This window comes from Variovorax sp. LjRoot175, assembly GCF_964253805.1.
Lineage (GTDB): Bacteria > Pseudomonadota > Gammaproteobacteria > Burkholderiales > Burkholderiaceae_C > Variovorax.
Genome location: NZ_CAXURY020000001.1, coordinates 2413779 through 2434431 on the forward strand (window position 1 = coordinate 2413779; position 20653 = coordinate 2434431).

Below are 20653 nucleotides of genomic sequence, written 5' to 3' on the forward strand. Positions count from 1 at the left end.
CATGACGTCGCAGCAGACCGCAGCTGCCGGCAAGGCCGGCTTCAATCTCTCGAAATGGGCGCTCGAGCACGCCGCGCTCACGCGCTACCTGATGCTGGTGCTGATGGTGCTGGGCTTCGCGGCCTACTTCCAGCTCGGCCAGGACGAGGACCCGCCCTTCACCTTCCGCGCGATGGTGGTGCGCACCTACTGGCCGGGCGCGACCGCGCAGCAGGTGGCCGAGCAGGTGACCGACAAGCTCGAGCGCACGCTGCAGGAAGCGCCCTACGCCGACAAGATCCGCAGCTATTCGAAGCCGGGCGAGTCGCAGATCATTTTCCAGATCAAGGATTCGTCGCGGCCGGGCGATGTCGCGAACGTCTGGTACACGGTGCGCAAGAAGATCGCCGACATGCGCGGCACCCTGCCGGCCGGCATCCAGGGGCCCTTCTTCAACGACGACTTCGGCGACGTGTACGGCGTGATCTACGCGCTGGAGAGCGATGGCTTCAGCTACGCCGAGCTCAAGACTTTTGCCGACGACGTGCGCCAGCAACTCCTGCGCGTGCAGGACGTGGCCAAGGTCGAGCAGTTCGGCGTCCAGGACGAGAAGGTCTTCATCGAGGTCTCGCAGAAGCGCGTGGCGCAGCTGGGGCTCGATTTCAACGCGGTGCTGGCGCAGATCGGATCGCAGAACGCGATTGAGAGCGCCGGCACGATCCAGTCGCCGCAGGATGTGGTGCAGGTGCGCGTGGGCGGCCAGTTCACGAGCGTGGAGCAGCTGCGCGCGATGCCGATCCGTGGCAGCTCGGGCAACCAGATGCGGCTCGGCGACATTGCGGAGATCCACCGGGCCTACGTCGATCCGCCGGCGGTCAAGGTGCGGCACCAGGGCAAAGAGGTGATCGCGCTCGGCGTCTCGATGGGCAAGGGCGGCGACATCATCGCGCTCGGCAAGGCGCTGCGCGTCGCCACCGCCGAGATCGACAGGCGGCTGCCGGCCGGCGTGACGCTGGCGCAGGTGCAGAACCAGCCGGTGGCGGTCTCCAGATCGGTCAACGAATTCGTGAGCGTGCTGATCGAGGCGGTGGCGATCGTGCTGGCCGTCAGCTTCGTCGCGCTCGGCCTGCACAAGGGCGGGCGCTTCGGCTGGTACATCGACATCCGGCCCGGGCTGGTGGTGGCGATCACCATTCCGCTGGTGCTGGCCGTGACCTTCCTGGCGATGAACTACTTCGGCATCGGGTTGCACAAGATCTCGCTCGGCTCGCTGATCATCGCGCTCGGCCTGCTGGTGGACGACGCGATCATCGCGGTCGAGATGATGGTGCGGAAGATGGAGGAGGGCTACGACAAGGTGCGTGCCGCCACCTTCGCCTACGACGTCACGGCCAAGCCGATGCTGACCGGCACCCTGATCACGGCCGCGGGCTTCCTGCCGATCGGCATTGCGAAGTCGGTGACCGGCGAATACACCTTTGCGATCTTCGCGGTGACGGTGATCGCGCTGGTGCTGAGCTGGATCGTCTCGGTGTACTTCGTGCCCTATCTCGGCACGCTGCTGCTCAACGTGAAGCCGCACCCATCATCCGGTCATCCTGAGCTTGGCGAAGGGCCGCACGAGCTCTTCGACACGCCCTTCTACAACACCTTCCGGCACACCGTGAACTGGTGCGTGAAGCATCGCTGGCTGACCATCGGCGCCACCTTGCTGATCTTCGCGCTCGGCATTGTCGGCATGGGCAAGGTGCAGCAGCAGTTCTTTCCCGATTCCAGCCGGCCCGAGATCATGGTCGACCTGTGGTTCCCCGAAGGCACGTCTTTCGCGGCCAACGAAGAGGTGGCCAGGCGGGTCGAACAGCGCCTGCTGAAGGAAGAGGGCGTCACCACCGTCAGCACCTGGGTCGGCTCCGGCGTGCCGCGCTTCTACCTGCCGCTCGACCAGGTGTTCCCGCAGACCAACGTCTCGCAGCTGATCCTGCTGGCCAAGGACCTGAAATACCGCGAGACGCTGCGCCTCAAGCTGCCGGCCTTGCTGGCCGAGGAGTTCCCCGAGGTGCGCGGCCGCGTGAAGCTGCTGCCCAACGGGCCGCCGGTGGCGTACCCGGTCCAGTTCCGCGTGGTCGGAACCGAGCCGCAGCAATTGCGCATCCATGCCGACGAGGTCAAAGCCGTGATGCGCGAGAACGCCAACATGCGCGGCGTCAACGACAACTGGAACGAATCGGTCAAGGTGATCAAGCTCGAGATCGACCAGGACAAGGCGCGTGCGCTCGGCGTCACCAGCCAGGCCATCGCGCAGGCTTCGCGCACCATGTTCAGCGGCACGAATGTCGGCCAGTACCGTGAGAACGACCTCTTGATCGACATTGTGCTGCGCCAGTCGCCGGACGAGCGCGAGGCGATCTCGGACATCGGCAACGCCTACCTGCCCACGAGCTCGGGCCGCTCGATCCCGCTGACGCAGATCGCGCGGCCGGTGTTCAGCTGGGAGCCCGGCGTGATGTGGCGCGAGAACCGCGACTACGCGATCACCGTCCAGGGCGACATCATCGAAGGCCTGCAGGGCGCGACCGTCACCGAGCAACTGCTGCCGGCGCTGCGCAAGCTCGAAGCCAAATGGCACGCCGACGGCCAAGGCGCCTACCGCATCGAGGTGGCGGGCGCGGTGGAGGAGAGCAGCAAGGGTTCGGCCTCGATCGTGACGGGCGTGCCGATCATGCTGTTCCTGGTCTTCACGCTCCTGATGCTGCAGCTGCACAGCTTCAGCCGCTCGATGCTGGTGTTCATCACCGGCCCGCTCGGCATCGCCGGCGTGGCGGGTGCGCTGCTGGTGCTGAACCGGCCTTTCGGCTTCGTGGCGCTTCTGGGCGTGATCGCGCTGATGGGGATGATCCAGCGCAACGCCGTGATCCTGATCGACCAGATCGAAAGCGATCGGGAAGCCGGCGTGCCGACCTGGGACGCGATCGTCGAATCGGCAGTCAGGCGCCTGCGGCCGATCGTGCTGACCGCCGCGGCGGCCGTGCTGGCGATGATCCCGCTGTCGCGCAGCGTGTTCTGGGGGCCGATGGCGGTGGCGATCATGGGCGGGCTCATCGTGGCCACCGTGCTCACCCTGCTGGCGCTGCCGGCGATGTACGCGGCCTGGTTCCGCGTCAAGCGCGACGAGCCCAGGCCGGCCGACGAGGCCGAAGAGGCCTTGGTTCGCGCTTAAAATACGCGGTTGACCGATTTCAGGCGGGAGGCCTCACAGACCGCCCGCCGCGAATGACCGAAGGCGGCCTCCGGGCCGCCTTCGGTATTCATCACCTGAAAAACTGGAACCGCGCGGGTGGCGAAATTGGTAGACGCACCAGGTTTAGGTCCTGACGTTCGCAAGAACGTGCCGGTTCGAGTCCGGCCCCGCGCACCAGCACAAGACCCTCTCAAGGAAGATTCAAATGACCGTGAACGTTGAAACCCTCGACAAGCTCGAACGCAAGATCACGCTGACCTTGCCTGTCGGCACCATCCAGTCCGAGGTCGATTCGCGCCTCAAGAAGCTGGCCCGCACCGTCAAGATGGACGGCTTCCGTCCGGGCAAGGTGCCGATGAACGTCGTGGCCCAGCGCTACGGCTACTCGGTCCACTACGAAGTCATGAACGACAAGGTCGGCGAGGCCTTCTCGCAGGCGGCCAACGAGGCCAAGCTGCGCGTGGCCGGCCAGCCGCGCATCACCGAGAAGGAAGAGTCGCCCGAAGGCCAGCTCGCCTTCGACGCGGTGTTCGAGGTCTTCCCGGACGTCAAGATCAACGACCTGGCCAATGCCGAAGTCGAAAAGCTCAGCGCCGAAGTGGGTGACGACGCGATCGACAAGACGCTCGAGATTCTGCGCAAGCAGCGCCGCACCTTCGCGCAGCGCGCGCAGGACGCGGCCGTGCAGGACGGCGACCGCGTGACGGTCGACTTCGAAGGCAAGATCGACGGCGAGACCTTCCAGGGCGGCAAGGCCGAGGACTTCCAGTTCATCGTCGGCGAAGGCCAGATGCTCAAGGAGTTCGAAGATGCCGTGCGCGGCCTGAAGGCCGGCGACAGCCGCACCTTCCCGCTCTCCTTCCCGGCTGACTACCACGGCAAGGACGTGGCCGGCAAGCAGGCCGACTTCATGGTCACCGTGAAGAAGGTCGAGGCTTCGCACCTGCCCGAAGTCAACGAGCAGCTCGCCAAGTCGCTCGGCATCGCCGATGCCACGGTCGAAGGCCTGCGCGCCGACATCAAGCGCAACCTCGAGCGCGAGGTCAAGTTCCGCCTGCTGGCCCGCAACAAGACCGCGGTAATGGACGCGCTGATCGCCAACGCCGAACTCGATCTGCCCAAGTCCAGCGTGCAGGCCGAAGTCGACCGCATGGTCGAAGGCGCCCGCGCCGAGCTCAAGCAGCGCGGCATCAAGGATGCCGACAAGGCCCCGATCCCCGACGACATGTTCCGCCCGCAGGCCGAGCGCCGCGTGCGCCTGGGCCTGGTGGTGGCCGAACTCGTGCGCGCCAACAACCTGCAGGCCAAGCCCGAGCAGATCAAGGCCCACATCGACGAGCTGGCCGCCAGCTACGAGAAGCCGGCCGACGTGGTGCGCTGGTACTTCAGCGACAACCGCCGCCTGGCGGAGGTCGAGGCGGTGGTGATCGAGAACAATGTCACGGATTTCGTGCTCGGCAAGGCCAAGGTCAACGCCAAGCCGGTGTCCTTCGACGAACTGATGGCCCAGCAAGGCTGAACGCCGGTTCGCTGCGTTCCCATGGGGCTTGTGCTTTGATGCGCGAGCCCCATTTCGTCTGGATACAGTACAACCCCTCTCTGGAGAGCAAAACATGAGCGCACAGGAAATTCAGGGCCTCGGCATGATTCCGATGGTCATCGAGCAATCGGGTCGCGGCGAGCGGTCCTACGACATCTATTCGCGGTTGCTCAAGGAGCGGGTGATCTTCCTGGTCGGCGAGGTCAACGATCAGACCGCCAACCTGGTGGTGGCGCAGCTGCTGTTCCTCGAGAGTGAAAACCCGGACAAGGACATTTCGTTCTACATCAATTCCCCGGGTGGCAGCGTGAGCGCCGGCATGGCGATCTACGACACCATGCAGTTCATCAAACCCGACGTGTCCACCCTGTGCATCGGCTTCGCGGCCAGCATGGGCGCCTTCCTGCTGGCAGCCGGCGAGAAGGGCAAGCGTTTCTCGCTGCCCAACTCCAAGATCATGATCCACCAGGTGCTGGGCGGCGCCCGCGGCCAGGCCACCGACATCGAGATCCATGCCCGCGACATCCTGAAGACGCGCGAGCAGATGAACCGCATCCTGGCCGAGCGCACCGGCCAGTCGTTCGAGAAGATCGCCCGCGACACCGAGCGCGACTACTTCCTGACGGCCGACGAATCCAAGGAATACGGACTGATCGATCAGGTGATCGCCAAGCGCAGTTAAGGTACCCCGGCGCCGAGGCGCCCAGGAAAAAACGGCGCTTTCCACACGGAAAGCGCCGTTTTTGTTCCGGTGTTCGCCGGTTCGGGGGGCTTTCATCTTCGCTATCATTGTTAAACCCCTGTTACGAGGCATCTGTCCATGGCCGAGAAAAAAGGCTCCTCCAGCGAAAAAACGCTTTATTGCTCGTTCTGCGGGAAGAGTCAGCACGAGGTCAAGAAGCTGATCGCAGGACCGTCGGTTTTCATCTGCGACGAGTGCATCGATCTCTGCAACGAGATCATCCGCGACGAGCTGCCCGCCGGCGAAGAGGCGCGCGAGGCGCGCAGCGACCTGCCGACACCGTCGGAGATCAAGGCCAACCTCGACAACTACGTGATCGGCCAGGAGCCGGCCAAGCGCATGTTGTCGGTCGCGGTCTACAACCACTACAAGCGCCTGCGTCACAAGGACAAGGCCAAGGGCGACGACGTCGAGCTCAGCAAGAGCAACATCCTTCTGATCGGCCCCACGGGCTCGGGCAAGACCCTGCTGGCCCAGACCCTCGCGCGCATGCTCGACGTGCCCTTCGTGATGGCCGACGCCACCACGCTGACCGAGGCCGGCTACGTGGGCGAAGACGTCGAGAACATCATCCAGAAGCTGCTGCAGAGCTGCAACTACGAGGTCGAGCGCGCCCAGCGCGGCATCGTCTACATCGACGAGATCGACAAGATCTCGCGCAAGTCCGACAACCCCTCGATCACGCGCGACGTGTCGGGCGAGGGCGTGCAGCAGGCCTTGCTCAAGCTGATCGAAGGCACCATGGCCAGCGTACCGCCGCAGGGCGGCCGCAAGCATCCCAATCAGGATTTCCTGCAGATCGACACGACCAACATCCTGTTCATCTGCGGCGGCGCTTTCGCCGGGCTCGAAAAAGTGATCGAGAACCGCACCGAGGCCTCGGGCATCGGCTTCGGCGCCTCGGTCAAGAGCAAGAAGCAGCGCAGCATCACCGAGGTGTTCCGCGAGGTCGAACCCGAAGACCTGATCAAGTTCGGCCTGATTCCCGAGCTCGTCGGCCGCATGCCGGTCGTGGCCTCGCTGGCCGAGCTCAGCGAAGACGCGCTGGTGCAGATCCTGACCGAGCCGAAGAACGCCGTGGTCAAGCAGTTCACCAAGCTGCTGCAGATGGAAGGCGTCGACCTCGAGATTCGTCCGACGGCGCTCAAGGCCATCGCTCGCAAGGCGCTGGCCCGCAAGACCGGCGCGCGTGGATTGCGCTCGATCCTGGAGCAGTCGTTGATCGACACCATGTTCGAACTGCCGAATGCCACCAACGTCGACAAGGTCGTGGTCGAAGAATCGACAATCGACGAAAACAAGCCACCGCTCCTCGTGTACCGCGAGGCGGCCAAGAAGGCCTGACTGAGTGACTTCCTGGCCGGCTCCTCCGATACAGGCGACCGGCGTCTTCGGCGATTACCGTGCCCGCGGGCTTGAAAAGCGCGCGTGGCCGACCATCTTTCCATGATCAAGTAAAGGATTCCCATGTCCGGTCATACCCCCCTGCCTGCCACCGAACTCGACCTGCCGCTGCTTCCGTTGCGCGATGTGGTCGTCTTCCCCCACATGGTGATTCCGCTGTTCGTCGGTCGCCCGAAAAGCATCAAGGCGCTCGAGCTCGCGATGGAAGCGGAGCGCCGCATCATGCTGGTGGCGCAAAAGGCCGCCGCCAAGGACGAGCCCTCGGTCGAGGACATGTTCGAGGTCGGCTGCATCTCGACCATCCTGCAGATGCTGAAGCTGCCCGATGGCACGGTCAAAGTGCTGGTCGAAGGCCAGCAGCGCGCGCGCGTCAACCGCATCGACGACGGCGAAACCCACTTCTCGGCCAACGTGACGCCGGTGGAAGTGGTCGAGGCCGCCGCTCAGAAGGGCACCGAGGTCGAGGCGCTGCGCCGCGCGGTGATGCAGCAGTTCGACCAGTACGTGAAGCTCAACAAGAAGATCCCGCCCGAGATCCTGACTTCGATCTCGAGCATCGACGATCCGGGCCGCCTGGCCGACACCATCGCCGCCCACCTGCCGCTCAAGCTCGACAACAAGCAGGCGGTGCTCGACCTGGCCGACATCAAGTCGCGGCTCGAGAACCTGTACGGGCAGCTGGAGCGCGAGGTCGACATCCTCAACGTCGACAAGAAGATCCGCGGCCGCGTGAAGCGCCAGATGGAGAAGAACCAGCGCGACTTCTACCTCAACGAGCAGGTCAAGGCGATCCAGAAGGAGCTCGGCGAAGGCGAGGAGGGCGCGGACATCGAGGAGATCGAGAAGAAGATCAAGCTCGCCAAGATGCCCAAGGAAGCGCTCAAGAAGGCCGAGGGCGAACTCAAGAAGCTCAAGCTGATGTCGCCGATGTCGGCCGAGGCGACCGTGGTGCGCAACTACATCGACGTGCTGATCGGCCTGCCGTGGAGCAAGAAGACCAAGATCAAGCACGACCTCGCGCACGCCGAAGAGGTGCTCAACGAAGACCACTACGGGCTCGAGAAGGTCAAGGACCGCATCCTCGAATATCTCGCGGTCCAGCAACGCGTCGACAAGGTGAAGGCCCCGATCCTGTGCCTGGTCGGCCCGCCGGGCGTGGGCAAGACCTCGCTCGGGCAGTCGATCGCCAAGGCGACCGGCCGCAAGTACACGCGCATGGCGCTGGGCGGCATGCGTGACGAGGCCGAGATCCGCGGCCATCGCCGCACCTACATCGGCGCGCTGCCGGGCAAGGTGCTGTCGAGCTTGAACAAGGTCGGCACGCGCAATCCGCTGTTCCTGCTCGACGAGATCGACAAGCTGGGCACCGACTTTCGCGGCGACCCGTCGAGCGCGCTGTTGGAAGTGCTCGACCCCGAGCAGAACCATACCTTCGGCGACCACTACGTGGAGGTCGACTTCGACCTCTCCGACGTGATGTTCGTCGCGACTTCGAATTCGATGAACATCCCGCCGGCGCTGCTCGACCGGATGGAAGTCATCCGCCTCGCGGGCTACACCGAAGACGAGAAGACGCACATCGCGCTGAAGTACCTGCTGCCCAAGCAGATGAAGAACAACGGCGTGAAGGAAGAAGAACTCCTGATCACCGAAGAAGCCGTGCGCGACATCGTGCGCTACTACACGCGCGAAGCCGGCGTGCGCTCGCTCGAGCGCGAGCTCTCGAAGATCTGCCGCAAGGTGGTCAAGGGGCTGCTGCTCAAGAAGATGACGCCCAAGGTCGTTGTCGAAGGCAAGAACCTGAATGACTTCCTCGGCGTGCGCAAGTACAGCTTCGGCCTGGCCGAAAAGCAGAACCAGGTGGGCCAGGTGGTCGGCCTTGCGTGGACCGAAGTGGGCGGCGATCTGCTGACGATCGAAGCGGTCACGATGCCCGGCAAGGGCGTCATCAGCCGCACCGGTTCGCTCGGCGACGTGATGAAGGAATCGGTCGAGGCCGCGCGCACGGTGGTGCGCAGCCGCGCACGGCGCCTCGGCATCAAGGACGAGGTCTTCGAGAAGCGCGACATCCATATCCACGTGCCCGATGGCGCAACGCCGAAGGACGGCCCCAGCGCAGGCGCCGCGATGACGACGGCCTTCGTTTCGGCGCTCACCGGCATCCCGGTGCGCGGCGACGTCGCGATGACCGGCGAGATCACGCTGCGCGGCGAGGTCACGGCCATCGGCGGCCTGAAGGAAAAGCTCTTGGCCGCATTGCGCGGCGGCATCAAGACCGTGCTGATTCCCGAAGAGAACGCGAAGGACCTGCAAGACATTCCGGAGAACGTGAAGAACGGCCTCGAGATCGTGCCCGTGAAGTGGATCGACAAGGTGCTCGAGATCGCGCTCGAAAAGACGCCCACGCCCTTGTCCGATGAAGAGGTCGCAGCCTCTGCAGCGGCCGTGGCCGAGCTCGCGAAACAGCGCGGCTCGCAACCCGCGGAAGGTTCAGTCAAACATTGAGTCGCGAGACTTGCGGGACCTCGAAAAAATACTATATAATTCGAGGCTCGAAACGCGGGAATAGCTCAGTTGGTAGAGCGCAACCTTGCCAAGGTTGAGGTCGAGAGTTCGAGACTCTTTTCCCGCTCCAGTTTTGAAAAAGGGAAGCTTCGGGCTTCCCTTTTTTTCGCGAGTTCAAACAGCAGGGCGCGATAGCAAAGCGGTTATGCAACGGATTGCAAATCCGTCTAGCCCGGTTCGACTCCGGGTCGCGCCTCCATCCATATCGATATCGATCCGACAGCCCCACCAACCATCGTTGCCGGGGCTGTTTTCGTTTCGGGTATCGTGCATATCTGCCCGGCCGCCCGGATGGTGAAATTGGTAGACACATCGGACTTAAAATCCGCCGCTTCCTGCATAAGGGGCGTACCGGTTCGACCCCGGTTCCGGGCACCATCACATACAAGGGAGCAATGACATGCCTCGCTACAACGCTCCGTTCGAAATCCATGTGCACGGCGATGTGCCGCTGCGCTCCGATGTGAGCTTCGAGCAGATCCAGGAAGCGCTCAGGCCACTCTGGAAATATGCCGGCGCCAAGTCGCTGGCCGATGGCGCGACCAGCGTCTACGAAGAAGAGCCGGGCATCCGTTTCGAGCAGAAGGAGCACATGCTCCAGATCTGCTGGACGGTCGCCGGCGACGAGGATTTCCGCCAGGCACTCGACGAGATGTGCATGGCACTCAACGAGCTCGCCGAACAAGGCGCTGCGCTCGAAGTCACTTTCTACGACACCGATTTCGACGAGGAAGAGGGCGACCCCGACGAAGAGTCGCGCGACGACTTCCTCATGCTCTTCGTGGGGCCGAACCCGGCCGCGATCATGCAGGTGCAGCGCGACCTCCTGGTGGAAGACGTGGTCAACCTCATGGAGCGCCACTTCGACGGTTCCGAACTCGGCGGCGTGGTGGCGGAAATCGACAAGCTCTTCGGCGACCGCTTCGATGCGCTCGTGAACTCGCTCGAGATCGGCAAGCGCCCCCGCGGCGGCACCGGTGGTCCGGGTACGGGCGGCCACGGTGGCGGACGCCGCCCGCGCCACCTGCACTAGCAAGAGCGTGCCACGGAGCGGTCAAGCCGCTCCGCTATGCTCGGCGACCTTCTGTTCGAGGAGAGTCGCTTGGCCTTGTTTTCACAATCTGCCCTCCGTCCCGGCGTGCGCAAGCGCGAAGTCTTCGGCTGGGCGATGTACGACTTCGCCAACTCGGGCTACACCACGGTGGTCATCACGGCGGTGTTCGCTGCCTACTTCGTCGGCGGCATCGCCAAGGGCGAGCCCTGGGCCACCTTCGCGTGGACGGCGGCCCTGAGCATTTCCTATGCGATCGTGATGCTGTCGATGCCGGCGATCGGCGCCTGGGCCGATCTGCATGCGGCCAAGAAGAGGTTGCTGGCCATCGTCACTGCCGGCTGTGTGCTCGGCACCGCGGCCCTTGCGCTCACGCCGAAGCTCGGCGGTCCGTATGCGGTGGCCTTGGCGATGGGCCTGGTGATCTTCTCCAACACCTTCTACTCTTACGGCGAATCGCTGACCGGCGCCTTCCTGCCGGAACTCGCCACGGCGGAGGGCATGGGCAAGGTCAGCGGCTGGGGCTGGGCCTTCGGCTACATCGGCGGCATGCTCTCGCTCGGCCTGTGCCTGGCCTATGTGCTCTCGGCGCAGGCCAAGGGTTTGCCTGCCGCGCATTTCGTGCCGGTCACGATGCTGATCACGGCTGCGCTCTATGGCGTGGCGGCCTGCGCCACCTTCGCGCTGCTGCCCGAGCGTGCGCTGCCGCAGCCGGCCGGCGCGCGGCAGAGCGCCTGGCGGCAGCTGCGCCACACTTTCCGCGAGGCGCGCGCCTACAGCGACTTCATGTGGCTCCTGGCCTGTACCGTCTGCTACCAGGGTGGGGTGGCGGTGGCGATCACGCTCGCGGCGATCTATGCCGAGCAGGTGATTGGCTTCGTCCCGAGCGAGACCATGGTGCTGATCTTCGTGCTCAACGTCGCGGCCGCGCTCGGCGCCTTTGGCTTCGGCTACCTGCAGGATCGCATCGGCCACCGGCGGGCGCTGTCGGGTGCGCTCGTGGCCTGGATCGCCGTGTGCGTGATCGCCGCCTCGGTCACGACCAAGGGCGGCTTCTGGTGGGCTGCATCCATCGCCGGCCTGGCGATGGGTTCGAGCCAGTCGGCCGGCCGCGCCATGACCGGTGTGCTGGCCCCGCCGCGCCAACTCGCCGAATTCTTCGGGCTCTGGACCTTCGCGACGCGGCTGGCCGGCATCATCGGGCCGCTGAGCTACGGCGCCATTACGTGGATGACCGGGGGCAACCAGCGCATCGCCATCCTCTCGACCGCCGCGCTGTTTGTCGGCGGCCTCTTGCTGTTGATACCGATCGACATGCGGCGCGGCCGCGCCGCTGCGTTGCGCGAAGTGTCTCAGTCGGAAGCCGTGCCCTTGGAGGCACGGTAGATCGTCCCGTCGTAGTGCAGCGTCATCGACGTGAACTTCGCCGGCCGTTCCTGCGTCACGCACTCTTCGCCCTGCGGGCTGGAGCGGCTCAGAGTGCGGGTCTGGCGCAGCAGCAGGTCGGCATAGCCGTTGCTCGTGCTGCGCGCGATCGACAGGCTGCCGCGCACGGTCTCGAAGTTGCCGGCGCAGTTGGTGTCCCACTCGCCGCGCTCGAGTGCCGTCTCGAGCCCGTCGAGCACCTTGGCGAGCTTCGGGCCCTGCGGCACGTAGAGCGTGAGCGTTTCGTTCGAGTACGGGTTCGCACGCGACGAGCCCTGGTGGACGACCCGCACGCCGAATGCGCGCGCGTCGCCGGCCAGCGCGTAGCGCGCGGTGTCGACCTTGATCTCGCCGATGCGGATCGCGTCTTCGGTCAGCGCTGCGGGCTGGAACAAGCGGCTGACGACCGTTGCACGCTCGGTGTTGCCGTTGTCGGCCTGCTGCACCACGAGCACGTCAAGATCGAACTCGGTGAAGTTCGGTTCGGACGATGGGCGCGGCATCGGCAGCACCACGATGAAGCGGCCCGCGAAGCCGCGCCAGGGCTGGCACACGGCGCGTTCATGGTCGAGCAGGCGCTTCGGATGCAGCTTGGCATGCATGCGCTCCGCAAGGCCGGTATCGCAGGCGGCGTGGCCGGCAACGCAGAAGGCGGCCAGCAGCGGGGCGAGAAGCAGGCGGCCGCGCATGGACAGGATCAGGTGCTTGTTGCCGTCGATGCGCCGGCGGTCGTCGCAGGGCCGGCTGGGCGCGTGAGCCAGCGTGCGGCCGCGGCATCGAGCGCATCGGGTGCAGCGCTGCTGACGAGTGCGACGGCGCCGTCGTCTGCTTCGGCGAGTTGCCCGGCCTGGGACAGCAGCCGCCGCGTCTGCTGCGCGACCGGCGCGCCGGTATCGATGAAGTGCACCGTGTCGCCGGTATGGCGGCGCAACTCGGCCGCGATGAAGGGGTAATGGGTGCAGCCCAGCACCAGCGTGTCGATCTGTCCCGGTGCGCTGCCGAACGTGCCCGCCGCGCTCAGATAGCGTTGGCTCAGTGCCGCGATCTCGGCGCTGTCGGAACGCTCGATGGCGCCCGCCAGGCCGTCGCAGGGAACGATGCGGAAGACCGCTTGTGTGGCCAGCGACGCGTGCAAGGTCTCGAACTTGCGGCTTTCCAGGGTCACGCGGGTCGCGATCACCGCGATATGGCCGGTGCGGCTCGTCGCTACCGCGGGTTTGAGGGCCGGTTCGACACCGACCAGCGGCAGCGCCGGATGATAAGACCGCAGTTCATGGATGGCAGCCGCCGTCGCGGTATTGCAAGCGACGACCAGCGCCTTGATCCGATGCCGATCGAGCAGGTAGCGCGCGACCGTGCGGGTCCGCTCGGCCACGTAGGCATCGCCGCGCTCACCATAGGGCGCATGGCCCGTGTCGGCGAAGTAGACGAAGCGCTCGTGCGGCAGCTCCTCGCGCAGCGCGTTGAGGACCGAGAGCCCCCCGACGCCGCTGTCGAACACGCCGATCGGAAAGTGGCTCAAGCGGCTTCCATCATGATGGTCTTGAACTCGCCGCTGGCGATGCGCTTCTGCCACTCGGCCGGGCCGGTGATGTGGGCGCTGGTGCCTCCGGCGTCCACTGCCACCGTGACCGGCATGTCCACCACGTCGAACTCGTAGATCGCCTCCATGCCGAGATCGGCGAAGCCCACCACCTTGGCCGTCTTGATCGCCTTGCTCACCAGGTAGGCGGCACCGCCCACCGCCATCAGGTAGGCGCTCTGGTGCTTCTTGATCGCCTCGATCGCGACCGGCCCGCGCTCGGCCTTGCCGATCATTGCGATCAAGCCGGTCTTCGCCAGCATCATCTCGGTGAAGCCGTCCATGCGCGTGGCGGTGGTCGGGCCGGCCGGGCCCACCGCCTCGTCCTTGACCGGATCGACCGGGCCGACGTAGTAGATCACCCGGTTGGTGAAGTCCACCGGCAGCTTCTCGCCCTTGGCCAGCATGTCGGCGATGCGCTTGTGTGCGGCATCGCGGCCGGTGAGCATCTTGCCGTTGAGCAGCAGGGTGTCGCCCGGCTTCCAGCTAGCGACCTCGGCCGGCGTGAGCTTGTCGAGATCGACGCGCTTGCTCTTGTTGTAGTCGGGCGCCCACTCGATCTTGGGCCACAGGTCCAGCGAGGGCGCTTCGAGGTACACCGGTCCCGAGCCGTCGAGCACGAAGTGCGCATGGCGCGTGGCCGCGCAGTTCGGGATCATCGCCACCGGCTTGCTCGCCGCGTGCGTGGGGTACATCTTGATCTTGACGTCTAGCACGGTGGCCAGGCCGCCCAGGCCCTGCGCGCCGATGCCGAGCGCATTGACCTTCTCGTAAAGCTCGACGCGCAGCGCCTCCACCTTGCTGAGTTCGGCCCCGGAGCGCTTCTTGGCCAGCAGCTCGTGCATGTCGAGGTCGTCCATCAGGCTTTCCTTGGCGAGCAGGGCGGCCTTCTCGGCGGTGCCGCCGATGCCGATGCCCAGCATGCCCGGCGGGCACCAGCCGGCGCCCATGGTGGGCACGGTCTTGAGCACCCAGTCGACCACGCTGTCGCCGGGGTTCAGCATCACCAGCTTGCTCTTGTTCTCGCTGCCGCCGCCCTTGGCGGCCACTGTCACCTCGACGGTGTTGCCCGGCACGATCTCGGTGAAGATCACGGCCGGCGTGTTGTCCTTCGTGTTCTTGCGATCGAACTGCGGGTCGGCCACGACCGAGGCGCGCAGCGTGTTGTCGGGATGGTTGTAGCCGCGGCGCACGCCTTCGTTGATGGCGTCGTCGAGGCTGCCGGTGAAGCCGCCCCAGCGCACGTCCATGCCGACCTTGAGGAAGACGTTGACGATGCCGGTGTCCTGGCAGATCGGGCGCTGGCCGGTGGCGCTCATCTTGCTGTTGGTGAGGATCTGCGCCATCGCGTCCTTGGCCGCCGGGCTTTGCTCGCGCTCGTAGGCACGGGCCAGGTGGGCGATGTAGTCGGTCGGGTGGTAGTAGCTGATGTATTGCAGCGCGGCGGCAACCGACTCGATCAGGTCGGCTTGTTGAATCGTGGTGGTCATGGGGGTTTTTGCTTGGACGGATACTGGCGGGTCCTCCATTTTGACAGCTCAGGCCCGCCCATGAAGACACGCACCGAACGCGACACCTTTGGCCCCATCGAAGTACCGGCAGACAGGCTCTGGGGCGCGCAGACCCAGCGCTCGCTGCAGAACTTCGACATCTCGGGCGAGCAGCAGCCGCGCGAGATCATCAAAGCCCTGGCGCAGGTCAAGCGCGCCTCGGCAGTGGTCAACCATGCGCTCGGCCTGCAGGACGAGAAGAAGACGAAGTTCATCGTCGCTGCGGCCGACGAAGTCATCGCCGGCACGCATCCCGAGGAGTTTCCGCTGGTCGTGTGGCAGACCGGATCCGGCACGCAGACCAACATGAACGTCAACGAGGTGCTGGCCAACCGCGCGAGCGAGCTGCTGGGCGGCGAACGCGGGGAAGGACGTCTCGTGCATCCGAACGACGATGTGAACCGCAGCCAGTCCTCGAACGACGTGTTCCCGACCGCGATGCACGTGGCGGCGGTCGACGCGATCACCAACCGGCTGTTGCCCGCCATCGCCAGGCTGCGCGGAACGCTGGAAAAGAAATCGCAGGACTTCGCCGACATCGTGAAGATCGGCCGCACCCATCTGCAGGATGCGACGCCGCTCACGCTGGGCCAGGAATTCTCGGGCTACGTGGCGCAGCTCGCGCACGGCGAAGCCCACGTGCGCGCCGCGTTGCCGCACCTGTGCGAGCTGGCGCTGGGCGGCACCGCGGTCGGCACCGGGCTCAACGCGCCCAGGGGCTATGCCGAGCAGGTGGCGGCCGAGCTTGCCAGGCTCACCGGCCTGCCTTTCGTCACCGCGCCGAACAAGTTCGAGGCCATGGCCTCGGTCGATGGGCTGGTGCATGCGCACGGCGCGCTCAAGACCCTGGCCGCGAGCATGACGAAGATCGCCAACGACGTGCGCTGGCTCGCGAGCGGCCCGCGCAGCGGTATCGGCGAACTGAGCATTCCCGAAAACGAGCCGGGCTCGTCGATCATGCCCGGCAAGGTGAATCCGACGCAGAGCGAGGCGGTCACGATGCTGGCGGCGCAGGTGATGGGCAACGACGTCGCGATCAACATCGGTGGTGCCTCGGGCAACTTCGAGCTCAACGTATTTCGCCCGATGGTGGCGCACAACTTCCTGCAGAGCGTGCGCCTTTTGGCCGACGGCATGGTGAGCTTCAACGACCACTGCGCGGTGGGCATCGAGCCCAACCGCGAGCGCATCGCCGAACTCGTACAGCGCTCGCTGATGCTGGTGACGGCACTCAACACGCACATCGGCTACGACAAGGCGGCCTTCATCGCGAAGAAGGCGCACAAGGAAGGCACGAGCCTGCGCGAGGCGGCGGTGGCCTCAGGTCACCTGACCGGGGAGCAGTTCGATGCCTGGGTGGTGCCGGAGAACATGACCGGGCGATAGACGCTCAGTGATTGGCGGAGGGCGAGGGTGCCATCAGCTTGTCGGTCACCGCGATCGCCATCGCCGACAGCAGGAAGGTGATGTGGATCGCGGTCTGCGCGATCAGCACCCGGTCGGTGTAGTTGTCGGCGTTGATGAAGGTCTTGAGCAGGTGGATCGAGCTGATGCCGATGATCGCGGTGGCCAGCTTGACCTTCAGCACCGAGGCGTTCACATGGCTCAGCCACTCGGGCTGGTCACGATGGCCTTCGAGGTTCATGCGGCTCACGAAGGTCTCGTAGCCGCCGACGATCACCATGATCAGCAGGTTGGAGATCATGACCACGTCGATCAGCGCCAGCACCACCAGCATGATCACGGTTTCGTTGAGCGTCGTGATCGGCGCGGCGGTCTTGTACCCGATGCTGGTGATGAGCAGTTGCAGCGCATCCTGGCTGCCGAACGCGGCCTCGACCAGGTGGAAGAGTTCGACCAGGAAGTGCAGCACGTACACGCCCTGTGCGACGATCAGGCCCAGGTACAGCGGCAGCTGCAGCCAGCGGCTGGCGAAGATCAGGTTGGGCAGCGGGCGCAGGGGCGAGACCTTGCCGCTGTTCGAGGTGGTGGGGTCGAGGGTGGACATCGGGTCGTTGTGGGCGGGAAACGCGCGATTCTAGGGTGTGCGCGAGCGCCCCGGTGTCACGCTCCTGTCGTTAACATGGAGCGTCAGTCATCCGTAAGTGCGGCCGCCGACATTAACGCCGGTCAATTGACAGGTACAGGAGACGAAGAATGAGCAGTGCACCGACGACGATCGAGTCCACCCTGGTCGAGAACCGCGTGTTTCCGCCGGATGCCCGTGCCACGCAGGGCGCGCGCATCGCGAGCATGGCCGCGTACGACGCGCTATGCAAGGAAGCCGCCGACGACTTCGAGGGCTTCTGGGCCCGCCAGGCGCGAAGCAACGTGGTGTGGACCAAGCCCTTCACCCGCACGCTCGACGAATCGAACGTGCCTTTCTACAAATGGTTCGACGACGGCGAGCTCAACGCCTCGGCCAACTGCCTCGACAAGCACATCGGCACCGCGGTCGAGAACAAGACCGCGATCGTTTTCGAGGCCGACGACGGCGCTGTCACCAAGATCACCTACAAGGAGCTGCTGGCTCGCGTTTCGCAGTTCGCCAATGCGCTGAAGGCGCAAGGCATCCAGAAGGGCGACCGCGTCATCGTCTACATGCCGATGGCCATCGAGGGCGTGATTGCGATGCAGGCCTGCGCCCGCATCGGCGCCACCCACAGCGTGGTGTTCGGCGGTTTCTCCGCGAAGGCGCTGCAGGAACGCATCATCGATGCCGGCGCCGTGGCGGTCATCACGGCCAACTACCAGCTGCGCGGCGGCAAGGAACTGCCGCTCAAGGCCATCGTCGACGACGGCATCGCGCTCGGCGGCTGCGAATCGATCAAGACCGTGCTGGTTTATCAGCGCACCGCGACCGCCTGCAACATGGTGGCCGGCCGCGACAAGACCTTCGACGAGGCGCTCCAGGGCCAGAGCACCGAATGCGCGCCGGTGCCGGTCGGCGCCGAGCATCCGCTTTTCATCCTCTACACCTCGGGCTCGACCGGCAAGCCCAAGGGCGTGCAGCATTCGACCGGCGGCTACCTGCTGTGGGCCAAGCTCACGATGGACTGGACCTTCGACGTGCGCCCCGAAGACGTGTTCTGGTGCACCGCCGACATCGGCTGGATCACCGGCCACACCTACGTGGCCTACGGCCCGCTCGCCGCGGGCGCAACGCAGGTGGTGTTCGAGGGCGTCCCGACTTTCCCGCATGCGGGCCGCTTCTGGCAGATGATCGAGGAGCACAGGGTCACGATCTTCTACACCGCCCCGACCGCGATCCGCTCGCTGATCAAAGCGGCCGACAGCGACGAGAAGGTGCATCCCAAGAACTGGGACCTGTCGTCGCTGCGCATCCTCGGCACCGTGGGCGAGCCGATCAATCCCGAAGCCTGGATGTGGTACTACCGGAACGTCGGCGGCGAGAAATGTCCGATCGTCGACACCTTCTGGCAGACCGAGACCGGCGGCCACGTCATCACGCCGCTGCCGGGCGCCACGCCGCTTGTGCCGGGCTCCTGCACCTTGCCGCTGCCGGGCATCATGGCCGCGATCGTCGACGAGACCGGCAAGGACATCCCGCACGGCGCCGGCGGCATGCTGGTCATCAAGCGGCCCTGGCCCTCGATGATCCGCACCATCTGGAACGACCCCGAGCGCTTCAAGAAGAGCTATTTCCCCGAGGAAATGGGCGGGACCATCTACCTGGCCGGCGACGGCGCGGTGCGCAGCGCCGACCGCGGCTACTTCCGCATCACGGGACGCATCGACGACGTGCTCAACGTGTCGGGCCACCGGCTCGGCACGATGGAAATCGAATCCGCGCTGGTCGCCAAGACCGACCTCGTGGCCGAAGCCGCCGTGGTCGGCCGGCCCGACGACGTGACCGGCGAGGCGGTCTGCGCCTTCGTCGTGCTGAAGCGCGGCCGCCCGAGCGGCGACGAGGCGAAGCAGATCGCCGCCGAGCTGCGCAACTGGGTGGCCAAGGAGATCGGCCCGATCGCCAAGCCGAAGGACATCCGCTTCGGCGAGAACCTGCCGAAGACGCGCAGCGGCAAGATCATGCGGCGCCTCTTGCGCAGCATCGCCAAGGGCGAAGCGATCACGCAGGACACCTCGACGCTCGAGAACCCCGCCATCCTCGAACAGCTCGGCCAGGCTTACTAACGGCCCCCACGCTCCGTCACTGCGTGTACTCGCTGCCCCCCGAGGGGGCCCCGCAGGCCGCCTTGGGGCGGCCCGGCGCCGGCCTGGGAATTCGCAGCCGCGCCCCTGTCCGACAGGGCATTGGCGCCGGATGCGTTACAACAGCCCATCGATTGTTGAGGAGACATCCATGGGATTGAGAACAGGCGTGCTGCTGGTGGTCGTGCTGCTGATCGCGGCGCTCGCGGCCTTGAACTGGGGCCTGCTCGTCACGCCCACCGCCATGTCGGTCGGCTTCATGCAGATCACGGCGCCCTTCGGGTTGATCATGCTGGGCCTCACGGTGCTTCTGAGCATCTTCTTCGTGGCCTACATCGTCTACCTGCAGACCACGGTGCTGCTCGAAACGCGGCGCCACACGAAGGAAATGCAGGCCCAGCGCAGCCTGGCCGACCGGGCCGAGGCTTCTCGTTTCACCGAGCTGCGCAGTTTCCTCGAGACCCAGGAGAACGTCCACATGGCGCGCAACGCCGAGCGGCATGCGGCGCTGCTGGCGCGCGTGGAGCAGGTGGAGACGATGATCAAGCTGCGCTCCGACCGGACCGACAACACGCTGGCAGCCCACATCGGCCAGCTCGAAGATCGCGTCGACCGCCGGCCGGCGACGGTGGCGTCTTCGCCGCCCGTGGGCATGCCACCGCCGGTCTGAGGCCCACGCTACTTCGTCAACAGGATCCAGGCCGCCAGCTTTTTCGCGTCCGCTTCGCTGACCTGGTTGTTGGCCGGCATCGGCACCTGTCCCCAGACGCCCGATCCGCCCTTGATGATCTTGCCGGCGAGCATGTCGGCCGCGCCCTTGTTGTCCTTGTACTTGGCCGCGACTTCCTTGAACGAAGGGCCGAGGATCTTGCGCTCGACCGCGTGGCAGCTCATGCAGTTCTTCGAGGTGGCCAGGGCCAGGTCGGCAAGGGCGGGTGCGGCGGAAGCCAGGCCCAGGGCGGCCAGCAGAAGCGCTCTTTTCATGAAGTCCTTGTCGCGTGGGTGCGTTAAAGTCGATCCAACGCGATTGTAGGTAGCGCGGTGCACGGTCCGCCGCGATGCGGGCCTGGAAAACCGGAGGGATTCTCTATGTGGTTTCTGTTGCTGGGCCTTCTTGGCGTGGCCCTCAAATACTTCGAAGTCGGCTTCGTGGCCCAGTGGGACTGGTGGATCGTGCTCATCCCCTTCGCGCTGGCCGCGGCCTGGTGGGCCTGGGCCGACTGGTCAGGCTACACCAAGCGCAAGGTGGTCGAACGCGAAAACGCGCGCCGGCAGGACCGCATCGACCGGCAGCGCAGCAATCTGGGCCTTCTGACCAGCCGTTCCAACCGCCGCCGCCGCGGCGGACGCTAGAGCCCGGCACAGCGTCGTCGGCCTGGGCTTTGTCGTGTTCGGCGCCAGCGC

16 protein-coding genes and 4 tRNA genes are annotated in these 20653 nt (G+C 65.5%); 15 read left to right on the forward strand and 5 right to left on the reverse strand.

Features of this window, described 5'->3' with window-relative positions; genetic code table 11:
- Position 1 precedes the first annotated feature (1 nt).
- From ACSQ89_RS12105 to ACSQ89_RS12155, 11 genes are all read left to right on the forward strand, one after another.
- Positions 2-3196, forward strand: a complete 3195-nt coding sequence (locus ACSQ89_RS12105) for an efflux RND transporter permease subunit (protein WP_436292517.1) — start codon at positions 2-4, stop codon at positions 3194-3196.
- A 111-nt stretch (positions 3197-3307) separates the two neighbouring features.
- Positions 3308-3394: transfer RNA gene (locus ACSQ89_RS12110), tRNA-Leu, on the forward strand.
- A gap of 28 nt (positions 3395-3422) precedes the next feature.
- Positions 3423-4736 (forward strand): trigger factor, encoded by a 1314-nt coding sequence (tig, locus tag ACSQ89_RS12115; RefSeq protein WP_093109180.1) that lies wholly within the window; start codon positions 3423-3425, stop codon positions 4734-4736.
- A gap of 94 nt (positions 4737-4830) precedes the next feature.
- Positions 4831-5439, forward strand: coding sequence for an ATP-dependent Clp endopeptidase proteolytic subunit ClpP (gene clpP / locus ACSQ89_RS12120; protein ID WP_093109181.1), 609 nt, complete (start codon positions 4831-4833; stop codon positions 5437-5439).
- Positions 5440-5577: 138 nt separating this feature from the next.
- Positions 5578-6843, forward strand: coding sequence for an ATP-dependent Clp protease ATP-binding subunit ClpX (gene clpX / locus ACSQ89_RS12125; protein ID WP_093109182.1), 1266 nt, complete (start codon positions 5578-5580; stop codon positions 6841-6843).
- A gap of 123 nt (positions 6844-6966) precedes the next feature.
- Positions 6967-9408 (forward strand): endopeptidase La, encoded by a 2442-nt coding sequence (gene lon, locus ACSQ89_RS12130; RefSeq protein ID WP_093109183.1) that lies wholly within the window; start codon positions 6967-6969, stop codon positions 9406-9408.
- Between the two features lie 54 nt (positions 9409-9462).
- A tRNA-Gly gene (locus ACSQ89_RS12135) sits at positions 9463-9538 on the forward strand.
- A 55-nt stretch (positions 9539-9593) separates the two neighbouring features.
- A tRNA-Cys gene (locus ACSQ89_RS12140) sits at positions 9594-9667 on the forward strand.
- A gap of 86 nt (positions 9668-9753) precedes the next feature.
- Positions 9754-9846: transfer RNA gene (locus ACSQ89_RS12145), tRNA-Leu, on the forward strand.
- Positions 9847-9868: 22 nt separating this feature from the next.
- The gene (locus tag ACSQ89_RS12150; RefSeq protein WP_093109184.1) at positions 9869-10501 is read left to right on the forward strand and encodes a DUF6806 family protein; all 633 of its coding nucleotides are present in this window, start codon (positions 9869-9871) and stop codon (positions 10499-10501) included.
- 69 nt (positions 10502-10570) lie between these two features.
- Positions 10571-11905 (forward strand): MFS transporter, encoded by a 1335-nt coding sequence (locus tag ACSQ89_RS12155; protein WP_093109263.1) that lies wholly within the window; start codon positions 10571-10573, stop codon positions 11903-11905.
- Here the strand turns inward: ACSQ89_RS12155 and ACSQ89_RS12160 are convergent.
- From ACSQ89_RS12160 to ACSQ89_RS12170, 3 genes are read right to left on the reverse strand one after another with little or no spacing between them, the layout of a single operon-like run.
- Positions 11872-12633 carry a hypothetical protein gene (locus ACSQ89_RS12160; protein ID WP_436292518.1) on the reverse strand — a complete coding sequence of 254 codons (762 nt, stop codon included), beginning with the start codon at positions 12631-12633 and terminating at the stop codon, positions 11872-11874. The two genes, ACSQ89_RS12155 and ACSQ89_RS12160, sit on opposite strands and share 34 nt — an antisense overlap.
- 8 nt (positions 12634-12641) lie before the next feature.
- Positions 12642-13466 (reverse strand): glutamate racemase, encoded by an 825-nt coding sequence (gene murI / locus ACSQ89_RS12165; protein WP_093109186.1) that lies wholly within the window; start codon positions 13464-13466, stop codon positions 12642-12644.
- Positions 13463-15016 carry a fumarate hydratase gene (locus ACSQ89_RS12170; RefSeq protein WP_093109187.1) on the reverse strand — a complete coding sequence of 518 codons (1554 nt, stop codon included), beginning with the start codon at positions 15014-15016 and terminating at the stop codon, positions 13463-13465. The genes murI and ACSQ89_RS12170 overlap by 4 nt, the downstream gene beginning before the upstream one ends.
- A gap of 60 nt (positions 15017-15076) precedes the next feature.
- Here ACSQ89_RS12170 and fumC point away from each other — a divergent pair, with 60 nt between their 5' ends.
- Positions 15077-16462, forward strand: a complete 1386-nt coding sequence (fumC, locus tag ACSQ89_RS12175) for a class II fumarate hydratase (RefSeq protein ID WP_436292519.1) — start codon at positions 15077-15079, stop codon at positions 16460-16462.
- Between the two features lie 4 nt (positions 16463-16466).
- Here fumC and ACSQ89_RS12180 read toward each other — a convergent pair whose 3' ends face one another.
- Positions 16467-17084, reverse strand: a complete 618-nt coding sequence (locus tag ACSQ89_RS12180) for a TIGR00645 family protein (protein WP_093109189.1) — start codon at positions 17082-17084, stop codon at positions 16467-16469.
- Positions 17085-17233: 149 nt separating this feature from the next.
- Here ACSQ89_RS12180 and acs point away from each other — a divergent pair, with 149 nt between their 5' ends.
- On the forward strand, positions 17234-19231 hold the full coding sequence (gene acs, locus ACSQ89_RS12185) for an acetate--CoA ligase (protein WP_436292520.1): 1998 nt from the start codon (positions 17234-17236) through the stop codon (positions 19229-19231).
- Between the two features lie 169 nt (positions 19232-19400).
- Entirely contained in the window at positions 19401-19919 is a 519-nt protein-coding gene (locus tag ACSQ89_RS12190) for a LapA family protein (protein WP_436292521.1), read from the forward strand.
- Between the two features lie 8 nt (positions 19920-19927).
- On the opposite strand, the gene ACSQ89_RS12195 is transcribed toward ACSQ89_RS12190, so the two are convergent.
- Complete coding sequence (locus ACSQ89_RS12195; RefSeq protein WP_093109192.1) at positions 19928-20233, reverse strand: c-type cytochrome; 306 nt, start codon at positions 20231-20233, stop codon at positions 19928-19930.
- A 105-nt stretch (positions 20234-20338) separates the two neighbouring features.
- On the opposite strand from ACSQ89_RS12195, the gene ACSQ89_RS12200 reads away from it, so the two are divergent.
- Positions 20339-20602 carry a TIGR04438 family Trp-rich protein gene (locus ACSQ89_RS12200; RefSeq protein ID WP_093109193.1) on the forward strand — a complete coding sequence of 88 codons (264 nt, stop codon included), beginning with the start codon at positions 20339-20341 and terminating at the stop codon, positions 20600-20602.
- Positions 20603-20653: the final 51 nt, after the last annotated feature.